Annotated in this window: 19 protein-coding genes; 7 read left to right on the forward strand and 12 right to left on the reverse strand. The window is 69.3% G+C overall.

From position 1 onward, the window contains the following. Positions 1-81 precede the first annotated feature (81 nt). From A9O63_RS03505 to coxB, 10 genes are all read right to left on the reverse strand, one after another. Positions 82-888, reverse strand: coding sequence for an MBL fold metallo-hydrolase (locus A9O63_RS03505; RefSeq protein WP_069330690.1), 807 nt, complete (start codon positions 886-888; stop codon positions 82-84). A 244-nt stretch (positions 889-1,132) separates the two neighbouring features. Continuing rightward, positions 1,133-1,717 carry a GNAT family N-acetyltransferase gene (locus A9O63_RS03510; RefSeq protein ID WP_002722709.1) on the reverse strand — a complete coding sequence of 195 codons (585 nt, stop codon included), beginning with the start codon at positions 1,715-1,717 and terminating at the stop codon, positions 1,133-1,135. Next, positions 1,717-2,976, reverse strand: a complete 1,260-nt coding sequence (locus A9O63_RS03515; protein WP_069330691.1) for a M16 family metallopeptidase — start codon at positions 2,974-2,976, stop codon at positions 1,717-1,719. Before A9O63_RS03515 ends, A9O63_RS03510 begins: the two co-directional genes overlap by 1 nt. Then, the gene (gene thrC, locus A9O63_RS03520; RefSeq protein WP_069330692.1) at positions 2,973-4,358 is read right to left on the reverse strand and encodes a threonine synthase; all 1,386 of its coding nucleotides are present in this window, start codon (positions 4,356-4,358) and stop codon (positions 2,973-2,975) included. Before thrC ends, A9O63_RS03515 begins: the two co-directional genes overlap by 4 nt. A gap of 11 nt (positions 4,359-4,369) precedes the next feature. Next, positions 4,370-5,041 (reverse strand): SURF1 family protein, encoded by a 672-nt coding sequence (locus tag A9O63_RS03525; RefSeq protein WP_069330693.1) that lies wholly within the window; start codon positions 5,039-5,041, stop codon positions 4,370-4,372. Positions 5,042-5,281: 240 nt separating this feature from the next. Then, positions 5,282-6,082 carry a cytochrome c oxidase subunit 3 gene (locus tag A9O63_RS03530; RefSeq protein WP_069330694.1) on the reverse strand — a complete coding sequence of 267 codons (801 nt, stop codon included), beginning with the start codon at positions 6,080-6,082 and terminating at the stop codon, positions 5,282-5,284. 27 nt (positions 6,083-6,109) lie between these two features. Continuing rightward, a complete protein-coding gene (locus A9O63_RS03535; RefSeq protein WP_069330695.1) occupies positions 6,110-6,685 on the reverse strand; it encodes a cytochrome c oxidase assembly protein in 576 nt (191 codons plus the stop codon). Next, entirely contained in the window at positions 6,682-6,858 is a 177-nt protein-coding gene (locus A9O63_RS21770) for a hypothetical protein (protein WP_084295567.1), read from the reverse strand. Before A9O63_RS21770 ends, A9O63_RS03535 begins: the two co-directional genes overlap by 4 nt. Position 6,859: 1 nt before the next feature. Continuing rightward, entirely contained in the window at positions 6,860-7,792 is a 933-nt protein-coding gene (gene cyoE, locus A9O63_RS03540; protein WP_069330696.1) for a heme o synthase, read from the reverse strand. Positions 7,793-7,862: 70 nt separating this feature from the next. Further along, positions 7,863-8,774 carry a cytochrome c oxidase subunit II gene (coxB, locus tag A9O63_RS03545; protein ID WP_069330697.1) on the reverse strand — a complete coding sequence of 304 codons (912 nt, stop codon included), beginning with the start codon at positions 8,772-8,774 and terminating at the stop codon, positions 7,863-7,865. A 169-nt stretch (positions 8,775-8,943) separates the two neighbouring features. On the opposite strand from coxB, the gene tldD reads away from it, so the two are divergent. After that, on the forward strand, positions 8,944-10,365 hold the full coding sequence (gene tldD, locus A9O63_RS03550) for a metalloprotease TldD (protein ID WP_069330698.1): 1,422 nt from the start codon (positions 8,944-8,946) through the stop codon (positions 10,363-10,365). Positions 10,366-10,419: 54 nt separating this feature from the next. On the opposite strand, the gene A9O63_RS03555 is transcribed toward tldD, so the two are convergent. Further along, on the reverse strand, positions 10,420-11,544 hold the full coding sequence (locus A9O63_RS03555) for an alcohol dehydrogenase catalytic domain-containing protein (RefSeq protein WP_069330699.1): 1,125 nt from the start codon (positions 11,542-11,544) through the stop codon (positions 10,420-10,422). Positions 11,545-11,834: 290 nt separating this feature from the next. Between A9O63_RS03555 and mog the strand changes: the two genes are divergently transcribed. Further along, positions 11,835-12,380, forward strand: a complete 546-nt coding sequence (gene mog, locus A9O63_RS03560; protein ID WP_069330700.1) for a molybdopterin adenylyltransferase — start codon at positions 11,835-11,837, stop codon at positions 12,378-12,380. 29 nt (positions 12,381-12,409) lie between these two features. Here the strand turns inward: mog and nadE are convergent, their stop codons facing one another. Next, positions 12,410-13,954: an NAD(+) synthase gene (gene nadE, locus A9O63_RS03565; RefSeq protein ID WP_069330701.1), complete on the reverse strand. Its 1,545-nt coding sequence runs from the start codon at positions 13,952-13,954 to the stop codon at positions 12,410-12,412. A 261-nt stretch (positions 13,955-14,215) separates the two neighbouring features. Here nadE and A9O63_RS03570 point away from each other — a divergent pair, with 261 nt between their 5' ends. The 5 genes from A9O63_RS03570 to feoB all read left to right on the forward strand — a co-directional run bounded on the left by A9O63_RS03570 (position 14,216) and on the right by feoB (position 20,642). Next, entirely contained in the window at positions 14,216-16,516 is a 2,301-nt protein-coding gene (locus A9O63_RS03570; protein WP_069330702.1) for an FdhF/YdeP family oxidoreductase, read from the forward strand. A gap of 207 nt (positions 16,517-16,723) precedes the next feature. Continuing rightward, positions 16,724-17,221 carry a YciE/YciF ferroxidase family protein gene (locus A9O63_RS03575; RefSeq protein ID WP_412841970.1) on the forward strand — a complete coding sequence of 166 codons (498 nt, stop codon included), beginning with the start codon at positions 16,724-16,726 and terminating at the stop codon, positions 17,219-17,221. Between the two features lie 617 nt (positions 17,222-17,838). After that, on the forward strand, positions 17,839-18,087 hold the full coding sequence (locus tag A9O63_RS03580) for a FeoA family protein (RefSeq protein WP_069330704.1): 249 nt from the start codon (positions 17,839-17,841) through the stop codon (positions 18,085-18,087). Between the two features lie 6 nt (positions 18,088-18,093). Further along, complete coding sequence (locus tag A9O63_RS03585; protein ID WP_002722680.1) at positions 18,094-18,333, forward strand: FeoA family protein; 240 nt, start codon at positions 18,094-18,096, stop codon at positions 18,331-18,333. Beyond that, a complete protein-coding gene (feoB, locus tag A9O63_RS03590) occupies positions 18,330-20,642 on the forward strand; it encodes a Fe(2+) transporter permease subunit FeoB (RefSeq protein ID WP_069330705.1) in 2,313 nt (770 codons plus the stop codon). Before A9O63_RS03585 ends, feoB begins: the two co-directional genes overlap by 4 nt. The last annotated feature ends 5 nt before the right edge of the window (positions 20,643-20,647 follow it).

The following is a 20,647-nucleotide window of genomic DNA, read 5'->3' on the forward strand; positions in this document are numbered from 1 at the left end:
CGGCCAGTCGGGCGAGGAAGGCATCGTCGGCGGGGTTCAGCATGGGCACCTCCGGGTGCCTCTCTACGCGCGCCCTGGGGCTCAGTCCACCCAGGCCGGATCGAGCACCATGATCGTGGGCCGCCGCGGCAACGAGCCCGGCGAGAGCTCGATCTCGGGCCCCTCGAGGCGCACCACCTCGAACTCGGGCTCCATCTCGCCCAGAAAGGTCTCGAGCGAGCGGCCCGAGAACCAGTGCATCGGCAGCACGACCGAGGAGCGCAGGCGGCGGACCACCTTCTGCATCGTCTCGAGACCGACGGTATAGCCGCCGTCCACCGGCACCATCAGCACGTCGAGCCGGCCGAGCGCCGCATATTGGGCGGCATCCGGCTCATGGTGCAGATGGCCCAGATGGCCGATGCAGAGCCCCGCCACCTCGAAGACGAAGATCGAATTGCCGTCCTTGCGGATCCCCTCGCCCCAGCGCGACCGCACGTCGGTGGGCACGTTGCGCACCAGCATCTCGCCGAGGTCGAGATGATGCTCGGCGCGCCCGCCCTCCTGCCAGCCGGGCAGGAGATGCGGAATGCGCGGGTCCGGCAGATCGGTCCAGTGGGTGGAATGGGCATTGTTCATGGTGGCCACATCCGGCACCACGTCCCGCTGCCCAAGAAGGCCGGTATAGTCGGTGGCGGCCACCAGCCCGCCCGGCGTCTCGATCAGGAAGGTGGCGTGATGGACATAGCGGATCCGCACCCGGTCCTCGGCCAGAGGATCGCCGAAGGCCGCGGGCACCATCCGCTCGGGCCCCCGGGCCAGCGCCACGCAATGGCTCGGCGTCCGCTCCTGCGCCGGGGCGGCGGCCGGGACGGCAAGGGCGAGAGTGGCGAGGGCGGTTCGGATCATCGGCGGCACCTCCGGGCGCAAGCGTACCAGCCCGCGCCCGCGCGCCCGTTCACAGCTGCGTCAGCCGCCCGCCCCGCATTCGCAAGCCGCCTGCAAGCGCCGACACGTCACGCCACCCCATGACCCGGCCGCCCCGACACCTGCGCCCCGCCCCCGCATCCCCCAACGCCCTTCCGGCTTTCAGTCTGGCCCAAATATCCTGCGGGGGGTGCGGGGGGCGCAAAGCCCCCCGCCTGCGCCTCCCTCAACCCGCGTCGGTGCGCCCGCGCCGGTCGCCGCGGAGGTTCGCGTAGAGCACATGGTTCCGCCAGCGCCCCGCGATCTGCAGGTAGCTCTGCGCCACGCCCTCGTATTTGAAGCCGCATTTCTCCAGCACCCCGCGCGAGGCCGCGTTCTCGGGCAGGCAGGCGGCCTCGATCCGGCTCACGTCCATCGCGGTGAAGGCATGGTGCACGATGCCCTGGATCGCCTCGCGCATGTAGCCCTGCCGCGCATGGGGCCGGCCGATCCAGTACCCGAGCGTCCCCGACTGCGCCGGACCCCGGCGGATGTTGTCGAGGGTGATGGCGCCGAGCAGCGCCTGATCCTCGCGCCGGATCAGCAGAACCGGCAGCGCGGTGCCCTGGCTCTCGGCGCGGGCGGCCCAGTAGACGCGGTTGGTGAAGGCCTTGCGCGAGAGATGGTCCGAGGACCAGACGGGCTCCCAGGGCGTCAGAAAAGTCGCGCTCTCGGCGCGCAGGGCGGCCCAGTCGCGCCAGTCGGAATGGGCCGGCAGACGCAGCGTCATCCGCTCCGTCTCGATGCGAACCTTCCGCCGCAGTCCGAGCATCAGGCGGCCAGCCGCTCGCGGATCTGTGCGAGGGCAGGAGCCGTCTCGGCCGGGCCGTAGAGCGCGAGGGCCGAGCGCGCCTGCGCCATGCGCTCGGCATAGTCGCGCACCGCCCCGACCGTCACGGCGTCGATCTTCTCCACCGCCTCGTCCACGCCCGGCACCCTGTCCCAGATGGCCAGAAGCCGCGCCAGCCGCTCGGCCCGGTTCGACGGGCTCTCGAGCCCCATCAGGAGCCCGGCCTTGAGCTGCGCGCGGGCCCGGGCGACCTCGGCCTCGGACATGTCCTCGGTGGCGCGTTTCAGCTCGTCCACCGTAAGGCCCGCGAGATCGGCCACCTCCTCGCCCGAGGTGCCGGCATAGATGGTGATCTGCCCGGTATCCTCGTAGGCGCCCGACTGGGCGAAGATCGAATAGCAGAGGCCGCGCTCCTCGCGCACCTTCTGGAAGAGCCGCGAGGACATGCCGCCCCCGAGCGCCATGGCATAGACCTGCGCCGCATAGACATCGGGCGCCCGGTAGTTCGGCGCCTCGAAGGCCATGGCGAAATGGACCTGCTCGAGCGATTTCAGCTCGCGCCGCTCGCCGCCGAGGAAGTCCGCGGGCTGCATCGGGCGCTGGCCCACCGGCTTCAGATGACCGAACAGCGCCTGCGCCTGCGCCACGATCCTGTCGTGATCGACGCCCCCCGCGGCGGCGAGGATCATGTGGTCCGGGCCGTAATGCTCGCCCACGAAGCGCGTGAGGTCGGCGCGCCCGAAGCTCGAGACCCGCTCCTCGGGGCCGAGGATGGTGCGACCGAAGGCCTGTCCCGGATAGGAGGCCTCCTGCAGCCAGTCGAAGATGATGTCGTCGGGCGTGTCGAGCGCCTGGCCGATCTCCTGCAGGATGACGTGCCGCTCGATCTCGATCTCCTTCGGGTCGAAGACCGGATTGAGCACGATGTCGGCGATCACGTCGAGCGCGAGCCCGGTGTCGGCCTCGAGCACCCGGGCGTAGTAGGCCGTCATCTCGCGCGAGGTATAGGCGTTGATGTAGCCGCCCACATCCTCGATCTCCTCGGCGATGCGGAGCGCGGTGCGGGTCTTCGTGCCCTTGAAGGCCATGTGCTCGAGGAAATGGGCGATCCCGTTCTGCTCGGGCCGCTCGTGGCGACCGCCCGCCGCGATCCAGATCCCGATCGAGGCCGAGTGCAGCCCGGGCATGTGCTCGGTGACGATGCGGAAGCCGTTCGGCAGCGTGTCGAGGAGAACGGTCAACGCCCGGTCCTTTCGCGGATGAGGGTTTCGAGGGCGGAGAGGTCGTTGGGAACGCGCGTCACCCGCTCGGGGCGGTCGAAGAGATCGGCCATGCGGGCGGGCAGCGGCGGGCGCAGGCCGGTCGCGGCCTCGACGGCATCGGGGAACTTGGCCGGATGGGCGGTGGCGAGCGTGATCATCGGCTCGGGCCCGAGCGCCTCGCCGGCCACCTTCACGCCCACGGCGGAATGGGGGCAAAGAAGCTCGCCCGTCGCCGCATGGGTGGCGCGGATCGTGGCCAGGGTCTCCTCCTCCGAGGCGCGGCCCGAGGCGAAGGTCGCGCGCAGCGTCCCCAGCGCATTCTCGGAGATGCGGAAGCCGCCCTCCTTCAGCTCGGCCATGAGCGCTGCCACCGCCGCCCCGTCGCGGCCATAGGCATCGAACAAGGCCCGCTCGAAGTTCGACGAGACCTGAATGTCCATCGAGGGGCTGATCGAGGGGGTGACGCCCTCGGTCTCATAGGCCCCGGTCGAGAGCGCCCGGTGCAGGATGTCGTTCTGGTTCGTGGCCACCACGAGGCGCGCGATGGGCAGGCCCATCCGGCGCGCGATATAGCCTGCGAAGATGTCGCCGAAATTGCCGGTGGGCACCGTGAAGCTCACCTCGCGGTGCGGCGCGCCAAGGGCCACGGCCGAGGTGAAGTAATAGACGACCTGCGCCAGCACCCGCGCCCAGTTGATCGAATTGACGCCCGCCAACCCCACCGCATCGCGGAAGGCGAAGTCGTTGAACATGTCCTTCAGCCGGGCCTGGCAATCGTCGAAGTCGCCGTCCACCGCGAGGGCATGGACGTTCGCCTCGGACGGCGTCGTCATCTGGCGGCGCTGCACCTCGGACACGCGGCCGTGCGGGAAGAGGATGAAGACATCGACGTTCGAGAGGCCGCGGAAGGCCTCGATGGCGGCCGAGCCGGTGTCGCCCGAAGTGGCGCCGACAATGGTGATGCGTTGCCCGTTCTTCGCCAGCGCCGCCTGGAACAGCTGGCCGATCAGCTGCATGGCGAAGTCCTTGAAGGCGAGCGTGGGCCCATGGAAGAGCTCGAGCAGGAAGTGGTTCGGGCCGAGCTGCACCAGGGGCGCACGGGCGGCATGGCCGAAGCCCTCGTAGGCGGCGGCGATCAGGCCGCGGAACTCCTCGTCTCCGAAGGTCTCGCCCACGAAGGGCCGCATGATGCGGAAGGCCACCTCCTCGTAGGACAGGCCCGCCAGCGCCGCGATCTCGGACTCCGACAGGGTGGGCACGGTCTCGGGCACATAGAGACCGCCGTCCCGGGCAAGGCCCGTCAGCATGGCCTCGCCGAAGCCGAGAACCGGAGCCGCGCCGCGAGTCGAGATATACTGCATCTTTACCGCCTTCATTCCATCCGACGCCTGATACGCCAGAGCAGAAGGACTGTCATCCCCAGCCAGAGAACGGCAAGCGAAAACCACGTCACCGCATAGCCGAGATGGTCGTTCGGAATGCCTTCGGTGCCGATGGGCCAGGGGTCGATCCCGTCGCCCGTGGGGGTGGCGGCCACGACCAGAACCGGCTCGGTCGACAGCGCCTCGGCCATGGCGGGCACGTCGCGGGCGAACCAGATGCCGGAGACCGGATCGGGCGATGGGGTGAAGCTGTCCACCTCCGCGGGCCAGGCGAGGTTGCCGGTCAGGCCCGCCCCCACCGCCGTGCGCGGCAGGCCGCGATCCTCCTGCGGAAGAAAGCCGCGGTCGATCAGGATGCGGCGTCCCTCGTCGGTCTCGAAGGCCGAGATCACCCGGTAGCCCGCGCCGCGGTCCTTGCGGCTCGCGAGCACATCGATGTGCTCGCCGGTGAAGCGGCCCGAGACGGTGACGGGCAGATAGCGGTCGCGCGCGGCTTCGGGCGCTTCGGGCAGGGTCACGGGCGGGGCCGCAACGCGGGCCTCGATGTCGGCCAGCACCGCCTCCTTCCACTGGAGCCGCTGCACCTGCCAGAGGCCGAGCGACACGAGGATCGCCGCCCCGATCAGGCCGAAGAGAAGGGGCAGGATCATCCGGCGGATCATGGGGCAGCTCCTCGATGCGGAAAGCGCGGGCCTCGCGGCCCGCGCTTTCTGATCCCGGGGGAGGCGGCTGGCAAGGGCGGAGTTCCCGGGCCCTCCCCTGCCTCCGACCCCGATACCGGGGATCCGTTGCCTCGACTGGCTTGCGGGCCGGGCCTGCGGCAGGCCGCGAGGCGGATCCGGCGGCGCGGTGTGCCCGCCCCGCGGCAGTCATCCGCCGGACCGCCCGGGCGGACGCGGGCGTTACTGGCCCCAGATGTAGATCGAGGCGAAGAGGAACAGCCAGACCACATCGACGAAGTGCCAGTACCAGATCGCCGCCTCGAAGCCGACATGCTTCTCGGGGGTGAAATGGCCGCGCTGCACCCGGATCAGGCAGACCAGCAGGAAGATCGTGCCCACGATGACGTGGAAGCCGTGGAAGCCCGTCGCCATGAAGAAGTTGGCGCCATAGATGTTGCCCGCGAAGCCGAAGGCCGCGTGGCTGTATTCGTAGGCCTGGAACACCGTGAAGAGCGCGCCGAGCGCGATGGCGAGCGCAAGCCCCCAGGTCACGTCGCGGCGGTTGTTCTCATGCACCAGCGCATGGTGCGCCCAGGTGGCCGCGCAGCCCGAGCAGAGCAGGATCAGCGTGTTGATGAGCGGCAGATGCCACGGATCGAAGGTGATGATCCCCTCGGGCGGGAAGATCCCGTCGACGATCGGGCTCTCGGGCCCCATCGGATAGAGCGCGTGCTTGAAGAAGCTCCAGAACCAGGCCGAGAAGAACATCACCTCGGACATGATGAAGAGGATGAAGCCCCAGCGCAGGCCCAGCCGCACCACCGGCGTGTGGTCGCCCTCGAGGCTTTCCGTCACCACGTCGGACCACCAGCCGAACATCGTGTAGAGCACGACGACGAGCCCGATCAGCCCCATCCAGGGCCCCGAGCCGTGCATCCAGAGCACGGCGCCGAACAGCATGACGAAGGCTCCGACCGAGGCCATGAAGGGCCAGATCGAGGGCGGCAGGATGTGGTAGTCGTGGTTCTTGGCGTGGGCCATGGTTCCCCCCGGGGTGGCGTCTCTGGATCAGTTCACGTCGGTCGCGGACTCGGCGGCAAGTGCGGCCTGTTCCTCGGTCAGTGCGGTCTCGTGGAAGGTGTAGGACAGGGTGATCTGGCGGACATAGCGCCCGTCGGGATCGTCGATGATGGCGGGATCGACATAGAAGGTCACCGGCATCTCGACCCGCTCGCCGGGTGCCAGCACCTGCTCGGTGAAGCAGAAGCAGGCGATCTTGGCGAAATAGCCGCCCGCCGCATCGGGCGTCACGTTGTAGCTGGCGGTGCCCGCAACCGTGCGGTTCGTGGGATTGTAGGCCTCGTAGAAGGCCAGGCCGGTCTCGCCGATCTTCAGCTCCATCTCGCGCTGGAGGGGACGGAACTCCCACGGCATGCCGGCCTCGCGCGAGGCGTCGAACCGGACCTTCACGGTGCGATCGAGCACCTCGGCCGGCGCTTCGGTGGCGACGGCGGTCGTGCCCGCAAAGCCCGTGACCCGGCAGAACCAGTTGTAGAAGGGCACGGCCGCGAACGAGGCTGCCCCCATCACCGCCACGACGAGCACGAGGCCCCCGGCGGTCTTCTGATGCGACGACAGGCTCATTGCCCCATGGCCCCCGGCGGCGCATGGGCGAAGGCCCCGCGCTCGCCCAGCTGCGAGACCTTGGCGACCGTCAGGCCGAAGACCACGAGGATGAAGGCCGCGAGCGTGAGGCCCACGCCCAGATTGCGGCCGAGCCTGCGGCGGTGGATCTCGTGTTCGGCGCGGATGGTCATGTCACCAGCCTCCCAGTCCGTAGGGCTTCAGGGCCGCCTCGGCGAGGATCGCCCCGAAATGCAGGAAGAGATAATAGAGCGAGAAGCGGAAGAAGCCCTTCTCGACCCGGTAGCGGTCGGCCTCGGCCTCCGCCTCGTCGCGCCGCCAGATCCGCACCGCGCCCACCAGAAGCCAGCCGTTCAGCGCCAGCGTCGTGGCCAGATAGAGCGGGCCGCCGATGCCGGTGAAGGCGCCCGCCACCGCAAGCGGCGCGAGGAGCAGCGAATAGGCCAGCACATGCGTCCGCGTCACCGGCCGCCCGTGGGTCACGGTCAGCATCGGCACGCCGGCGTCGGAATAGTCGGACTTCATGAAGAGCGCGAGCGACCAGAAGTGCGGCGGCGTCCACATGAAGATCAGCGCGAACATGAAGAGGGATTCGACCGAGACGCCGCCCGTCGCCACCGCCCAGCCGATCATGGGCGGGAAGGCCCCCGCCGCGCCGCCGATCACGATGTTCTGCGGCGTCGTCCGCTTCAGCCACATGGAATAGACGACGGCATAGAAGAAGATGGTGAAGGCCAGCAGCCCCGCCGCGAAGAGGTTCGTGGCCAGCCCCAGCATCACCACCGCGATGCCCGAGAGGGCGAGCCCGATCCCCAGCGCCTCGCCCGGCGCCACGGTGCCCGAGGGCACGGGGCGGTTCCGGGTGCGCTTCATCACCCGGTCGATATCCTCGTCCCACCACATGTTCAGCGCGCCCGAGGCGCCGGCACCGAGGGCGATGAACAGGATCCCCGTCAGCGCGATCATCGGATGGACCGTCACCGGCGCCACCAGGAGACCCACCAGCGCCGTGAAGACCACGAGCGACATGACGCGGGGCTTCAGGAGGGCGACATAGTCGCCGAATCCGGCCTCCTTGGGGATCCCGGTGATACGGATGTCGGTCATTCAGCTCTCCCTGCGGCGCCGGCCCGGATTCTCCTCCCGAACGTGGCGCCGCGCTTGTTCGTTCCTGCGCTCACTCCACCGACACGCCGGCCGGCGTCGCGGGCATGGCGGCGGACAGCTCGTAGGTGCCGCCGCGGGCCTGTTCGAGCCAGGCGGCATAGGCTTCTTCCGACACGACCTTGACCGTGATCGGCATGTAGGCGTGCGAGATGCCGCAGAGTTCCGAGCACTGGCCGAAGAAGATCCCCTCGCGCTCGGCCCGGAACCAGAGCTGCGCGAGCCGGCCCGGCACCGCATCCTGCTTCACCCCGAAGGCGGGCACCGTCCAGGAATGGATCACGTCGGCGCCGGTCACCTGCACGACGACGGTCTTGTTCACCGGCACGACCATGGCCGTGTCGGTGGCCAGCAGGAACTCGTCGCGGCTGTAGCCGGCCTCGATCAGCTGCTGCTCGACCTCGGGCGACAGGCGGTTGTCGCCGCCGGTGGCGGGCGAGCCGATCATGTAGCTCTCGAACGAGATGTCCTCGTCGGGATATTCGTAGCCCCAGTACCACTGGTAGCCCGTGACCTTCACCGTCACGTCTGCCTCGGGGATCTCCTGCTGATTGAACAGCACCGGCAGCGAGAAGGCCCCGATGGCCACGAGGACGACGATCGGCACGATCGTCCAGGCGATCTCGAGCGGGGAATTGTGGGTGAAGCGGGCCGGCACCTTGTTGCGCTTCTCGTGGAAGCGCCAGGCCGCATAGAGGATAAGCAGGGTGACGAAGATGGTGATGGCGGCGATGATGACGAGGATGAACCCGTCGAGCCAATGTATCTGCGTGGCCACCGGGCTTGCCGACGGCTGGAAGCCCGTGCCCCCCGGTTGCGGCCGCCCGATGATCTCGAGGCTCTGCTGCTGCGCGGCCGCGGCCGTGGCCGCCAGAAGCCCTGCCGCCCCCGTGGCGCATCCGGTCAAGGTCGTGGAATGTCTCATGTTCAGATCCCGTTGGCTTCGGCCGGCCCTCGTGCCGTCTGTTCGCCGCCCGGAAACCGGGCAGATTTCCCGTTGTTCCTGAACCGATTGAGACCATATTGTTTTGACGACGACAAGGAAAACGATGCGTCAAAGCGTCATCATTTGATCTGAATCAAGGACAGTAGTCATGACCGACTCGGCTTTCCGGCCTTTCGAGACGCATCTGGACGTGGAGACCGCCTCCGCGATCCTGCGGGAGGCGACGCGGGGCGCCGATGACGGGGAACTCTTTCTGGAAAGGTCGCGCTCGGAATCACTCGTGCTCGACGACGGGCGGGTGAAGACGGCCAGCTACGATGCCTCCGAAGGCTTCGGGCTGCGCGCCGTGCGCGGCGAGGTGGCGGGCTATGCCCATTCGACCCAGATTTCCGAACAGGCGCTGAAGCGGGCCTCCGAAACGGCGCGGCTCGCGGTGGGCGACGGCGGCGGCGCCATGGCGGCCCCTCCTGCGGGGACGAACCGCAGGCTCTATGCCGACCTCGATCCGATGGCCGATGCGGCCTTCCCGGTGAAGATCGAGCTTCTGCGCGAGATCGACGCCTTCGCGCGCGACCTCGACCCGCGCGTGATCCAGGTTTCGGCCACGGTCGGCGCGGGGCTGCAGGAGGTCGAGATCCTGCGCCCCGAGGGCACGCGGCTGGCCGACGTGCGGCCGATGGTGCGGATGAATGTCTCGGTGATCGTCGAGGAGAACGGCCGGCGCGAGTCGGGCAGCTTCGGCGGCGGCGGGCGCTTCGGCCTCTCCCGGCTGATGGAGCCCGGCTGGTGGCAGGCCGCCGCGCGCGAGGCGGTGCGCATCGCCACGGTGAACCTTCAGGCGGTGCCCGCCCCCGCGGGGGTCATGGATGTGGTGCTGGGCGCGGGCTGGCCGGGGATCCTTCTGCACGAGGCCATCGGCCACGGGCTCGAGGCCGACTTCAACCGCAAGAAGACCTCGGCCTTCGCGGGGCTCATGGGCGAGCGGATCGCAGCGCCGGGCGTGACCGTGCTCGACGACGGCACGATCCCCGACCGGCGCGGCTCGATCTCGGTCGATGACGAGGGCACGCCCTCGAACCGCACCGTTCTGATCGAGGACGGCATCCTCGTGGGCTACATGCAGGATCGCCAGAACGCCCGGCTGATGGGCACCGCCTCGACCGGCAACGGCCGCCGCGAGAGCTATGCCCATATCCCCATGCCGCGCATGACCAACACCTACATGCTGGGCGGCGACGCCGATCCGGCCGAGATCGTGGCCGATCTCAAGGACGGGATCTATGCCGTGGGCTTCGGCGGCGGGCAGGTCGACATCACCAACGGCAAGTTCGTCTTCTCCTGCACCGAGGCCTATCTGGTGAAGGACGGCAAGGTGGGTGCCCCGGTGAAGGGCGCGACGCTGATCGGCGACGGCGCAACGGCGCTGCGCCAGATCCGCGCCATCGGCAACGACATGAAGCTCGACCCCGGCATCGGCAACTGCGGCAAGCAGGGACAATGGGTGCCGGTGGGCGTGGGCCAGCCCACGCTGATGATCGGCGGGCTGACGGTCGGCGGCAGCCGGGCCTGAGGGCCGCGCGACGCGGCGCGACCCCCAGGCCATGCGGGCCGGGGCCGCGCCGCGTCAGCCGAGATCCACCACCTGCCGGATCGCACTGCCCTCGGCCAGCCGGTCCATCGCGAGGTTGATCTCGTCGAGCTTCAGCCGGTGGGTCAGCATCTTCTCGACCGGCAGCAGGCCGCGGCGGGGCAGCGCCAGCATCCGCGGCAGGTCGCGCTGGGGCACGCAGGATCCGATGTAGCTGCCTTTCAGGGTGCGCTCCTCGGCCACGAGCTTCAGCGCCTCGAGCGACATCCGGTCGTCCGGGTGGGGCAGGCCCGCGGTCACTGTCGTTCCGCCGCGGCGGGTGACGGCGAAGGCGGTTTCCAGCGCCCGGACCGAGCCCGCCAGCTCGAAGGCGTAATCGACGCCGCCCGCCGTCAGGTCGCGCACCGCCGCGACCGTATCTCCGTCCGCGGGCACCGAGAGCGTGGCGCCCATGGCGCGCGCGGCCTCCATCTTGGCGGGGAACGGATCGATCGCCACGATCTCGGCCGCGCCGGCCGCCGCCGCGCCGAGGATGGCTGAAAGGCCGACGCCGCCCAGCCCCACCACGGCCACCTTCGAGCCGGGCCGGATCTGCGCCGTGTTGAAGACGGCCCCCGCCCCCGTCAGCATGGCACAGGAAAAGAGCGCCGAGACATGGGGCGGGACCTCGCGCGGGACGCGGACCAGCGACGGCCGCGCCACCACGGCATGGGTGGCAAAGCCCGAGATCCCGAGATGGTGGTGCACGGGCCGCCCGCCGAGCGAGAGCCGCCGGTGCCCGGTCATCAGCTCGCCCACCGCATGATGGCGCGCCGCCTTCTCGCAAAGGGCGGGCCGCCCCTCGGCGCAGGGCGTGCAGCGTCCGCAACCGGGCGCGAAGATGCAGACGACATGGTCGCCGGGGTCGAGATCCTCGACCCCCTCGCCCAGCGCCTCGACATAGCCCGAGGCCTCGTGGCCGAGCACCATCGGCAGCGGCCGCCGCCGCGTGCCGTTGATGACCGACAGGTCGGAATGGCAGATGCCCGCGGCGGCCACCCGGATCAGAACCTCGCCCGGCCCCGGCGCCGCGAGATCGAGCTCGCGGATCGCGAGCGGCCGCTCCTCGGCATAGTTCCCCGCGATCCCGTCGCGTTCGAGCACCGCCGCTGTGATCTTCATGCCGATCCCTCCCTTTTGCGCCAGCCTAGGCTGCCCGTCGCGCCGCGTCAGGTCAAAAGTGGAGCCCTGCCGTCCGCCGCTGTCCGGAAGGTCTCGCGGCGTCCGGCCTGCGGCTTTGCCCGGCTCCCGAAGCGGATGCGACAGAGCGCGTCCTGCGCCTCGTGGCCGTGGTGGCCCATCGAGGTGAAACCCGGCTTCGACGGCCAGCCTTCCCGGCGCAGGCAAGGGGGCTTTTCCCCGTCGCCGCGCCGGGCCAGAGTGGCTTCATCAGCCGGAAGGAGCGCCAGACCGTGAAGATTGCCATCGTGACCGCCTCGGACCGCGCCAGCCGCGGCGACTACGAGGATCTGAGCGGACCCGCCATCGCCGATTGGCTCGCCACCGCCGTGACCTCGCCCTACGAGATCGTGCGCCGCATCGTGCCGGACGGGGTGGAGACGGTGCGCGCGGCGCTGATCGAGCTCTGCGACAAGGAGGGGGCGGCGCTCGTCTTCACCACAGGCGGCACGGGCCCCGCGCCGCGGGACCTCACGCCCGAGGCGATGGTCGGCGTGATCGAGAAGGAGCTGCCGGGGTTCGGCGAGCTTCTGCGCAGCATCGGCCTTCAGCAGACCCCGACCGCGATCCTGTCGCGCCAGACCGCGGGCGTGCGGGGAAGGTCGCTGATCGTGAACCTGCCAGGACAGCCCGCGGCCATCGCGCTCTCGCTGCAGGGCGTGTTCGGCGCAATCCCGAAATGTCTCGACCTGATCGGCGCGGGGCGGATGACCGTCTCGGACCGCTGGGGCGCGGAGGGCCGTGCGGCGCCGACCCTGCCGGACTATCTCCGGTCCTGAGCCCGCGGGGGAGCCCGGCAGACACACCCTCAGGGACGCGCCTCCTGCAGGACGGCGAGCCCCTCCTGAAGGGCGCGCCGCAGCGTGGCGGCGAGGACCTGACGAGGACTGCCCGGGAAGTAATGCTCGCTCACGCGGGCCTCCTGCCCCCGCAGCGCCGCGGCAATGCAGACATATCCGGCCGGGTGGCCCTCGTCTTCGCCCGGCCCCGCGACGCCCGTGACGGCCAGAGCCAGATCGGCCTCGGGGGCGGACGCCAGCGCCCCTTCCGCCATGCGGCGGGCGACCTTGGGATGGTAGACCGTCTCTTCGGCAATCAGCGCCTCGGGCACGCCCAGCGCCGCCATTTTCATCGTCGGGCGGTAGGCCACGAAACTCCCCTCCAGAACGCCCGAACAGCCCGGAACACCCGAGACGCAGGCCGCGATCAGCCCCGCGGTGCAGGATTCGGCTGTGACCAGCCGGCAGTCGGCCGCCTTCAGCGCCCGGACGAGGTGCGCCGCCATATCCTGCATCTCCGAAGGAAACCCCATCAAGGCCTCGTCCGATCTCACCACCTCGGGCCGGAAAAGCCGCGCTTCCAGCCGGTCGAGCGGCTCGTAGCGGTCGGCCTTCGGATGGTTCAGCCGGATCGGGTTCATGCGCTTGTGCCAGGTGGCCCGCATCCGCGCGATGAGGGTGCCGAGCACCTCCTGCGCGTGGCGGTCCGCATCCATCCGCAGCGCGAAGGCGAGATGCTGGGTCGCAAGCCCCGGATCGTCGCGCAGGGCCTCGGCCAGCGCGAACTGCAGGATGTCCCATTCCAGATAGGTGGCGCCGATCTGGGCCTCGTCGCCGCCGCCGATGCCCAGCCCATCCGTGGGCATGGCCCGCCAGGTCGCTTCGGGCACGCGGTAGGCGCGGGCGAGCCACGGCACCTCCCAGGACTTCAGCATCGACTGGACGGGCGCCAGATCCCCGACATCTCCGTGGAGGGTCCAGAAGCCCGCGGTCAGCTCCGAGAAATTGTCGGTGCTGGCGACGAGGCCGCCCAGCCGGTGCGCCTGATCGTAGAGCGTCATCATCCGCAGCCGGGCGCGCAGGTTTCCGCGGCGCGTCCGTGCCGGCGTCTCGTCGGAGGCGAGAAGATCCGGGTCGAGCTCGCCGAGCTGGGCGAGCGCCGCCTCATAGGCGCCCGAGAGATCGAGATGGCGATGCTCGATCCCGAGCGCCGCGCAGGCCTCGACCCCGCGGTCCGTTTCGGCGGGATCCTGCTCGATGGGGAGGGTATGGCCCACGACATGCCAGCCTGCGGCCTTGAAGAGAGCCGCCGTCAGCGCGGAATCCACACCCCCCGACATGCCGATGACCGCCGTCGAGACCTGCGTCTGGGTGCGGTAGTCGACCAGCCCCTCGACCAGCCGCGCGCCCGTCGCCTCGAGATCCCCGGGGGGCAGGAACAGACCCTTCTCGACCTGCTCCTCCAACCGATCGGCGAACCATGGCGACAGGGGGCCCGCCTGCCGTTGTCGCGACAGATCGAGGATCTCCTCCACCAGCGTCTTCTGCAAAGCCGCCGCGCCTTGACCGCTCATTTCGTGTCTCCTGCTGCTGCCTCGGGCTGCGAACAGGTGGCCCGGGTGAATGTTCCTGTTGAAGGAACCTTCGGCGCGGCCTCCTGGCGGTATCGGCAGAGAGATCCGGGCCGCGCTTGCGGGCGTCCGGGCGCGCCCGGGGTTGCCGGATGTGCCGTGTCGGGCTGGCGCAACGCTTTGCTTCGGGGCCGCTCTTCAGGTCGTGACGGAACAGGGGCGGCTCCTGCCGGTTGCCCACCCACGCCACGCAAGGAGGAGCCGATGGATCGACCCAAGGAGAAGCGGCAGCGCAAGGACACGCCCTTCTATGAGGCGGCATCGGGCAGTTGGGGGTCGGTCCGCGGCATCGCCAAGGTTCTGCTCGATCAGAAGCCGGGTCCGGGCGTGATCCAGACGCTCATGCGCCAGAACAAGCCCGGGGGGCACATGTGCACCTCCTGTGCCTGGGCCAAGCCCGCCAAGCCCCATCTGTTCGAATTCTGCGAGAACGGCGCGAAGGCGACGGTCTGGGACCTGACCACCGACCGCTGCGGGCCGGACTTCTTCGCCGCCCACTCCGTCTCGGAGCTGCGCACCTGGTCGGACCACGACCTCGAGAAGACCGGCCGCCTCACCCACCCGATGCGCTATGACGCGGCGAGCGATCATTATCTTCCCGTCACCTGGGAAGAGGCCTTCCGCGAGATCGGCGGCCGGCTCCGGGGCATCGATCCGAAAGAGACGGTCTTCTACACCTCCGGGAAGGCCAGCCTCGAGACCGCCTTTCTCTGGCAGCTCTTCGCGCGGGCCCATGGGCACAACAACCTGCCCGACAGCTCGAACATGTGCCACGAGACCACGAGCGTCGGACTGAAGAAGGTGATCGGCTCGTCGGTCGGCACCTGCGTGCTCGAGGATTTCAACCACTGCGACATGATCCTCTTCTTCGGCCAGAACACCGGCACGAGCAGCCCGCGCTTCCTGCACGAGCTGCAGCGGGCGGTGCAGCGCGGCTGCAAGATCGTGACCTTCAATCCCGTGCGCGAGCGCGGCCTCGTGGAATTCGTGAACCCGCAGAACCCGTCGCAGATGACGCTGGGCAGCCCGACGCAGATCTCGGACATCTATCTTCAGGTGCGCCCCGGCGGCGACATCGCGGCGCTGGCGGGCATCTGCAAGCATCTCTTCGCGCTCGAGGACCAGCGCGGCTCGGTGATCGACCGCGCTTTCGTGGCCGAACATACGTCGGACTTCGAGGCCTTCGAGGCGCGCATCCGCGAGACCCCGTGGGAGGAGATCGAGCGCAACTCGATGCTGCAGCGCGCCGATCTCGAGCAGGTGGCCGAGATCTATGCCCGGTCGGAGAAGGTGATCGGGATCTACGGCATGGGCCTTACCCAGCATGTGCGTGGCTGGCTCAACATCGGGATGCTGGTGAACCTTCTCCTGATGCGCGGCAACATCGGGCGGAAGGGCACCGGCGTCTCGCCGGTCCGGGGCCACTCGAACGTGCAGGGCCAGCGGACGGTCGGGATCAGCGAGAAGCCTTCGCTCGTGCCCATCGACAGGATGGAAGAGCTGTTCGGCCTCTCCATTCCGCGCGACGAGGGCTGGAACACGGCCGTCGCGGCCGAGAAGCTGCTCGACGGCACGATGAAGGCGTTCCTGTCGCTCGGGGGCAACTTCGCGCGGGCCATTCCCGACCAGGGCCGGACGGATGCCGCCTGGGCCGGTCTCGATCTGAACGTGCAGGTGGCGACGAAGCTCAACCGCTCGCACACGCTGGTCAGCCGCGACAGCTGGCTTCTGCCCTGCCTCGTGCGCGCCGAGGAGGACCGTCAGGCCAGCGGTCCGCAGGCGGTGTCGATGGAGGACAGCCTGAGCCACATCCACGGGTCGGTGGGCAAGCGTCCGCCCGCCTCGGCATGGCTTCTGTCGGAACCTGCCATCGTGGCGGGCCTGGCCGAAGCGACGCTGCCCGCAAATCCGAAGCTGCGCTGGCGCGACTGGATCGGCGATTACCGCCACATCCGTGACCTGATCGAGGCCTGCTGGCCCGACCAGTTCGCGGCCTTCAATGCCCGGCTCTTCACGCCGGGCGGCTTCTACCGCGGCAATGCCGCGCGCGAGCGGCAGTGGAAGACCGAAAGCGGCAAGGCGCAGTTCACCGCACCCGAGACGCTCTGCGCCCTGGGCGAGCCGCCCGGGGGCAAGGAGATGACCCTGGTCACCTTGCGGTCGAACGATCAGTTCAACACGACGATCTACGGCTTCTCCGACAGGTTGCGGGGGCTCGAGGGACCGCGCAACGTGCTTCTGATGAACCCCGAGGAGATCGCGCGGCACGGGCTGCACGAGGGCCAGCGGGTGACCCTCGAATGTGCCTGGAGCGACGGGGTGGATCGCCGGGTGTCGGGGATGCGGGTGACGGCCTATGACCTGCCCGACAGCTGCGTGGGCGCCTATTATCCCGAGACCAATCCGCTCGTTCCGCTCGAGGCCCGCGACGAGCTGTCGGGCACGCCCGCCTACAAGGGCACGCCCGTGCGGATCCGGGTCGAAGGGTCGACCGGCCCGCTCTGAGGCTGGTTGTCGAGGCCCGCGGGCAAGGTTGCGGCCGGCGGCTCTCGCATCCGGTGGAGGTCTTCCTCCGCCGGATGTTCTCATTGGGGCGGGCGCTGCGCCCTGCATCCCTCCCCGTTCCGCGCAGTCAGGCCATTCGGCGCGCGGACGGGCGGAACATCCGGCGTGACCGGCCGTTCACCGGGCACAACCTGGATGGAGACAGACATGAAGACGAAGGAACTCGACACGGCCTTTCACGACATGCTCAAGGACGTCTATTACGCCGAGCGCCAGATCCTGAAGGCCCTGCCCAAGATGGCCCGCGCGGCCCAGTCCGAGCAGCTCAAGGAGGCCTTCAAGACCCACCGCGAAGAGACCGAGGGCCAGAAGGAGCGGCTCGAGAAGGTGTTCGAGCTTCTGGGCAAGCGGGCGCAGGGCAAGACCTGCCCGGCCATCGACGGGATCATCGAGGAAGGCTCCGAGGTGATGGACGAATACAAGGACAGCCCGGCGCTCGACGCGGCGCTGCTCGCGGCGGCGCAGGCGGTCGAACATTACGAGATGGCCCGCTACGGGACGCTCGTGGCCTGGGCCAAGACCCTCGGGATGGAGGATGCGGCGAAGCTTCTGGCCGAAACGCTGGAAGAGGAGAAGAAGACCGATGGCCTTCTGAACGATCTCGCCGGCGCCGAGGTGAACCAGAGCGCTCTCGCAGCGGCCTGAGTCCGGACGGAGGGGCCTCTGGCCCCTCCCATCGAAGCCCGCGCCTGATGGTCTCCCAGCGGGTTCGATTCTTAGGGAGGGGCCACTGGCCCCTCCCGTCGGGGCCCGCGCAGCATGTCCTGCATCGCGCGCGCCTCTCGTGCCGGCGCCCGATGTCTCGAGCATCTATGCCGAGACAGAGTGCCAGACGCCGCTCATGACCCGCAGCGGGACATCTTCCCCGACAGCCGAGCGCATCAATGCGCAGGCCCGATCGTGCTGGCACGTCCCGTCACATGCGCTCCGGCCGTGCCAATGGCCCGAAGTTCATGCCCGCTGTCGCGCGATCCGTTGTACCGCGCCCTGTGCTTCTCCGTCTCGTCCGCGTCATGCGATCCTGGGAGCCTCATGGCCTCGACCGGCGGCTCGAGAGCACCGTCCCGGGCGAAGTCCGCCCAATTCTTGAGCGAACAGCTCGGAACAAGAGCAGGCGGCCTCTCCGAATTCCCGAAACATGCTCTCTCCGGGGCCGGAACTTGATCCGCGTCAAGGTGCCCCAGCCTCCAATCCCTATTAAAACCGTAAACCACTCAGGGTGGTCCGACGGGCAGAGGGTCCGGGGCGAAGGAGACGAGTTGATGATGAATGCGAGGCAGATGCCCTTGGCCTTCGCGCCGGAAGAGGCGCGGCTGGCGGTCACGGGGCTCGCGGGCTGCAAGGAGATGCAGAAGCGTCTTTCCGAGATGGGCCTGCATGTCGGTGGCGAGGTGAAGGTGATCCGCGGCTGCGTCTCGGGCCCGCTTCTCCTCGCGGTGGGCAAGTCGCGCCTCGCGCTCGGGCAGGAGATGTCCCGCAAGATCTTCGTCACCCCGCTGCAGGACAGGTAACAGCCGATGGTTCTCTCGCTGAAAGACATGGCGGCCGGCGCGACCGCCCGCGTCACGGGCTACGCCCCCGGAGGTGCCGCCTACCGCCAGAAGCTGCTCTCGATGGGCCTGACACCCGGCACGGCGCTGCGCGTCCTGCGGGTGGCTCCGCTGGGCGACCCGGTGGTGATCGAGGTCCGCGGCTATCAGCTGTCGCTGCGCAAGGCCGAAGCCTCGGCCCTGTCCATCGAGGAGACCGCGGCATGAGCGGGGCCACCATCGCCCTTCTGGGCAATCCGAACTGCGGCAAGACCACCCTCTTCAACGCCTTGACCGGCACGCGGCAGATGGTCGGCAACTGGCCCGGCGTCACGGTCGAGAAGAAGACCGGCGAGATCCGCTTCGCCGGCCGCACCGCGGCCCTCGTCGATCTGCCCGGCACCTATTCGCTGGGATCCGGCCACACCGTCTCGACCGACGAGCGGATCGCGCGCGACTTCGCCCTGTCTGGCGAGGCGCAGCTCGTGGTCAATATCGTCGATGCCTCGAACATCGAGCGGAACCTCTATCTGACGCTGCAGATCCTCGAGATGGGCGTGCCGGTGGTGGTGGCGCTCAACATGATGGACATCGCCGCAAGCCAGCGGATCGAGATCGACCTCGAGACGCTTGCGGCCCGGCTCGGCTGTCCGGTCGTGCCCATCGTGGCCGCCACCGGCCGGGGCATCGAGGAGCTGAAGGCGGCCCTCGTGCGGGCGCTGGACACGGGCGTGCCGGCCGTGAAGCCGCTCTCCTACGTCCCCGAGATCGAGGCCGCGGTGGCCGATCTCGTCCCCGCCATCGAGGCGGCGGGCGAGACGCGCGCGCCGGGCTGGCTCGCGCTCGAACTCCTCGAGGGCAGCCGCACGCTGATCGCCCGCGTGCCGGCGCTGGCTCCCGAGGTGGCGCGCGCGCGGCAGGCGCTGGAAGAGGCTCTGGGCTACGATCCCGACACGGCCATCGCGAGCGGCCGCTACGATGCGGTGGCCGAGGTGACCGCCGCGGCGGTGCGCCGGACCTCCGAACTCGGCCGCACCCTCTCGGACCGGATCGACCGGGTGGTGCTGAACCGGGTGCTCGGCATCCCGATCTTCCTCTTCGTCATGTATCTGATGTTCCTGTTCACGATCAACGTGGGCAGCGCCTTCATCGACTTCTTCGACGTGGCGGCCGCGACGATCTTCGTCGAGGGCACGGCCGAACTTCTCGGCCGGGCGGGCAGCCCCGACTGGCTGACGACCGTGCTCGCCTCGGGCGTGGGCGGCGGCGTGCAGACGGTGGCCACCTTCATCCCGGTCATCGCCTGCCTCTTCCTCTTCCTCTCGGTGCTCGAGGATTCGGGCTACATGGCGCGGGCAGCCTTCGTGATGGACCGGTTCATGCGGATCGTGGGCCTGCCGGGCAAGAGTTTCGTGCCGCTGATCGTGGGCTTCGGCTGCAACGTGCCCGCGGTGATGGCGACGCGCACGCTCGAGAACGAGCGCGACCGGACCATGACCATCGCCATGGCGCCCTTCATGTCCTGCGGCGCGCGGCTGCCGGTCTATGCGCTGTTCGCCGCCGCCTTCTTCCCGGCGAACGGGCAGAACCTCGTGTTCCTGCTCTATCTGATCGGGATCCTCGCGGCCGTCTTCACCGGTCTCGTGCTGAAGAGCACGCTCCTGCCGGGCAGCACCACCCCCTTCGTGATGGAACTGCCGCCCTATCACATCCCCACATTGCGCTCGGTACTGCTGCGCACCTGGGACCGGCTCAAGTCCTTCGTGATCCGCGCGGGCCGGGTGCTCGTGCCGGTGGTGGCGGTGATTGCGGTGCTGAACTCCTGGGGGCGCGACGGCAGCTTCGGCAACGAGGACACGGACAATTCCGTGCTGGCGGCCATCGGCCAGACCATCGCCCCGGCCTTCGAGCCCATGGGCATCCGCCCCGAGAACTGGCCCGCGACGGTCGGCATCTTCACCGGCCTTCTGGCCAAGGAGGCGGTGGTGGGCACGCTGAACGCGCTCTATTCCGGCATGGGCGGGACGGAGGACGTGCAGGAAGAGGCCGCGCCCTACAGTCTGACCGCCGGCCTCTCGGCCGCCGTGGCGACCATCGGTGAGAATTTCGGCGACCTCGCCGGCGCGTTCACCGACCCGCTCGGGATCGAGCTCGGGGACATCTCCTCGACGGACGTCGCCGCGGAGGAGCTCGAGGTTTCGACCGGCACCTTCGGCGCGATGCGCGCCCTCTTCGACGGTCAGGCCGGGGCCTTCGCCTATCTCCTCATGGTGCTGCTCTATGTGCCCTGCACCGCCGCCATCGCCGCCGTCTGGCGCGAGGCGGGCCCGGCCTGGACGGGCTTCGTCTCGGTCTGGACGCTGATGATGGGCTGGGGCTCGGCCACGGTCTTCTATCAGGCCGCCACCTTCGCCCGCCATCCCGAGGCCTCGGCGCTCTGGATCGGCGGGGTCCTCGCGGCCTTCGCCCTCGTCATCCTCGTCATGAAGCGGATCGGGGGCACCGGCGCCTCCCGGTCCGCCCCCGCCGGAGCCTGAGGATC

The sequence above is a fragment of the Cereibacter johrii genome (assembly GCF_001720585.1).
GTDB lineage: Bacteria > Pseudomonadota > Alphaproteobacteria > Rhodobacterales > Rhodobacteraceae > Cereibacter_A > Cereibacter_A johrii.

Bases quoted from the DNA above. Each gene is read 5' to 3' on its own strand.
- A9O63_RS03535 (WP_069330695.1), bottom strand. From the start codon at position 6,685: ATGAGCCTGTCGTCGCATCAGAAGACCGCCGGGGGCCTCGTGCTCGTC.
- nadE (WP_069330701.1), bottom strand. From the start codon at position 13,954: ATGAGCGGTCAAGGCGCGGCGGCTTTGCAGAAGACGCTGGTGGAGGAG.
- A9O63_RS03530 (WP_069330694.1), bottom strand. From the start codon at position 6,082: ATGGCCCACGCCAAGAACCACGACTACCACATCCTGCCGCCCTCGATC.
- A9O63_RS03585 (WP_002722680.1), top strand. From the start codon at position 18,094: ATGGTTCTCTCGCTGAAAGACATGGCGGCCGGCGCGACCGCCCGCGTC.
- thrC (WP_069330692.1), bottom strand. From the start codon at position 4,358: ATGCAGTATATCTCGACTCGCGGCGCGGCTCCGGTTCTCGGCTTCGGC.
- coxB (WP_069330697.1), bottom strand. From the start codon at position 8,774: ATGAGACATTCCACGACCTTGACCGGATGCGCCACGGGGGCGGCAGGG.
- feoB (WP_069330705.1), top strand. From the start codon at position 18,330: ATGAGCGGGGCCACCATCGCCCTTCTGGGCAATCCGAACTGCGGCAAG.
- A9O63_RS03525 (WP_069330693.1), bottom strand. From the start codon at position 5,041: ATGATCCGCCGGATGATCCTGCCCCTTCTCTTCGGCCTGATCGGGGCG.
- A9O63_RS03570 (WP_069330702.1), top strand. From the start codon at position 14,216: ATGGATCGACCCAAGGAGAAGCGGCAGCGCAAGGACACGCCCTTCTAT.
- A9O63_RS21770 (WP_084295567.1), bottom strand. From the start codon at position 6,858: ATGACCATCCGCGCCGAACACGAGATCCACCGCCGCAGGCTCGGCCGC.
- A9O63_RS03580 (WP_069330704.1), top strand. From the start codon at position 17,839: ATGATGAATGCGAGGCAGATGCCCTTGGCCTTCGCGCCGGAAGAGGCG.
- A9O63_RS03505 (WP_069330690.1), bottom strand. From the start codon at position 888: ATGATCCGAACCGCCCTCGCCACTCTCGCCCTTGCCGTCCCGGCCGCC.
- A9O63_RS03575 (WP_412841970.1), top strand. From the start codon at position 16,724: ATGAAGACGAAGGAACTCGACACGGCCTTTCACGACATGCTCAAGGAC.
- A9O63_RS03510 (WP_002722709.1), bottom strand. From the start codon at position 1,717: ATGCTCGGACTGCGGCGGAAGGTTCGCATCGAGACGGAGCGGATGACG.
- tldD (WP_069330698.1), top strand. From the start codon at position 8,944: ATGACCGACTCGGCTTTCCGGCCTTTCGAGACGCATCTGGACGTGGAG.
- A9O63_RS03555 (WP_069330699.1), bottom strand. From the start codon at position 11,544: ATGAAGATCACAGCGGCGGTGCTCGAACGCGACGGGATCGCGGGGAAC.
- cyoE (WP_069330696.1), bottom strand. From the start codon at position 7,792: ATGACCGACATCCGTATCACCGGGATCCCCAAGGAGGCCGGATTCGGC.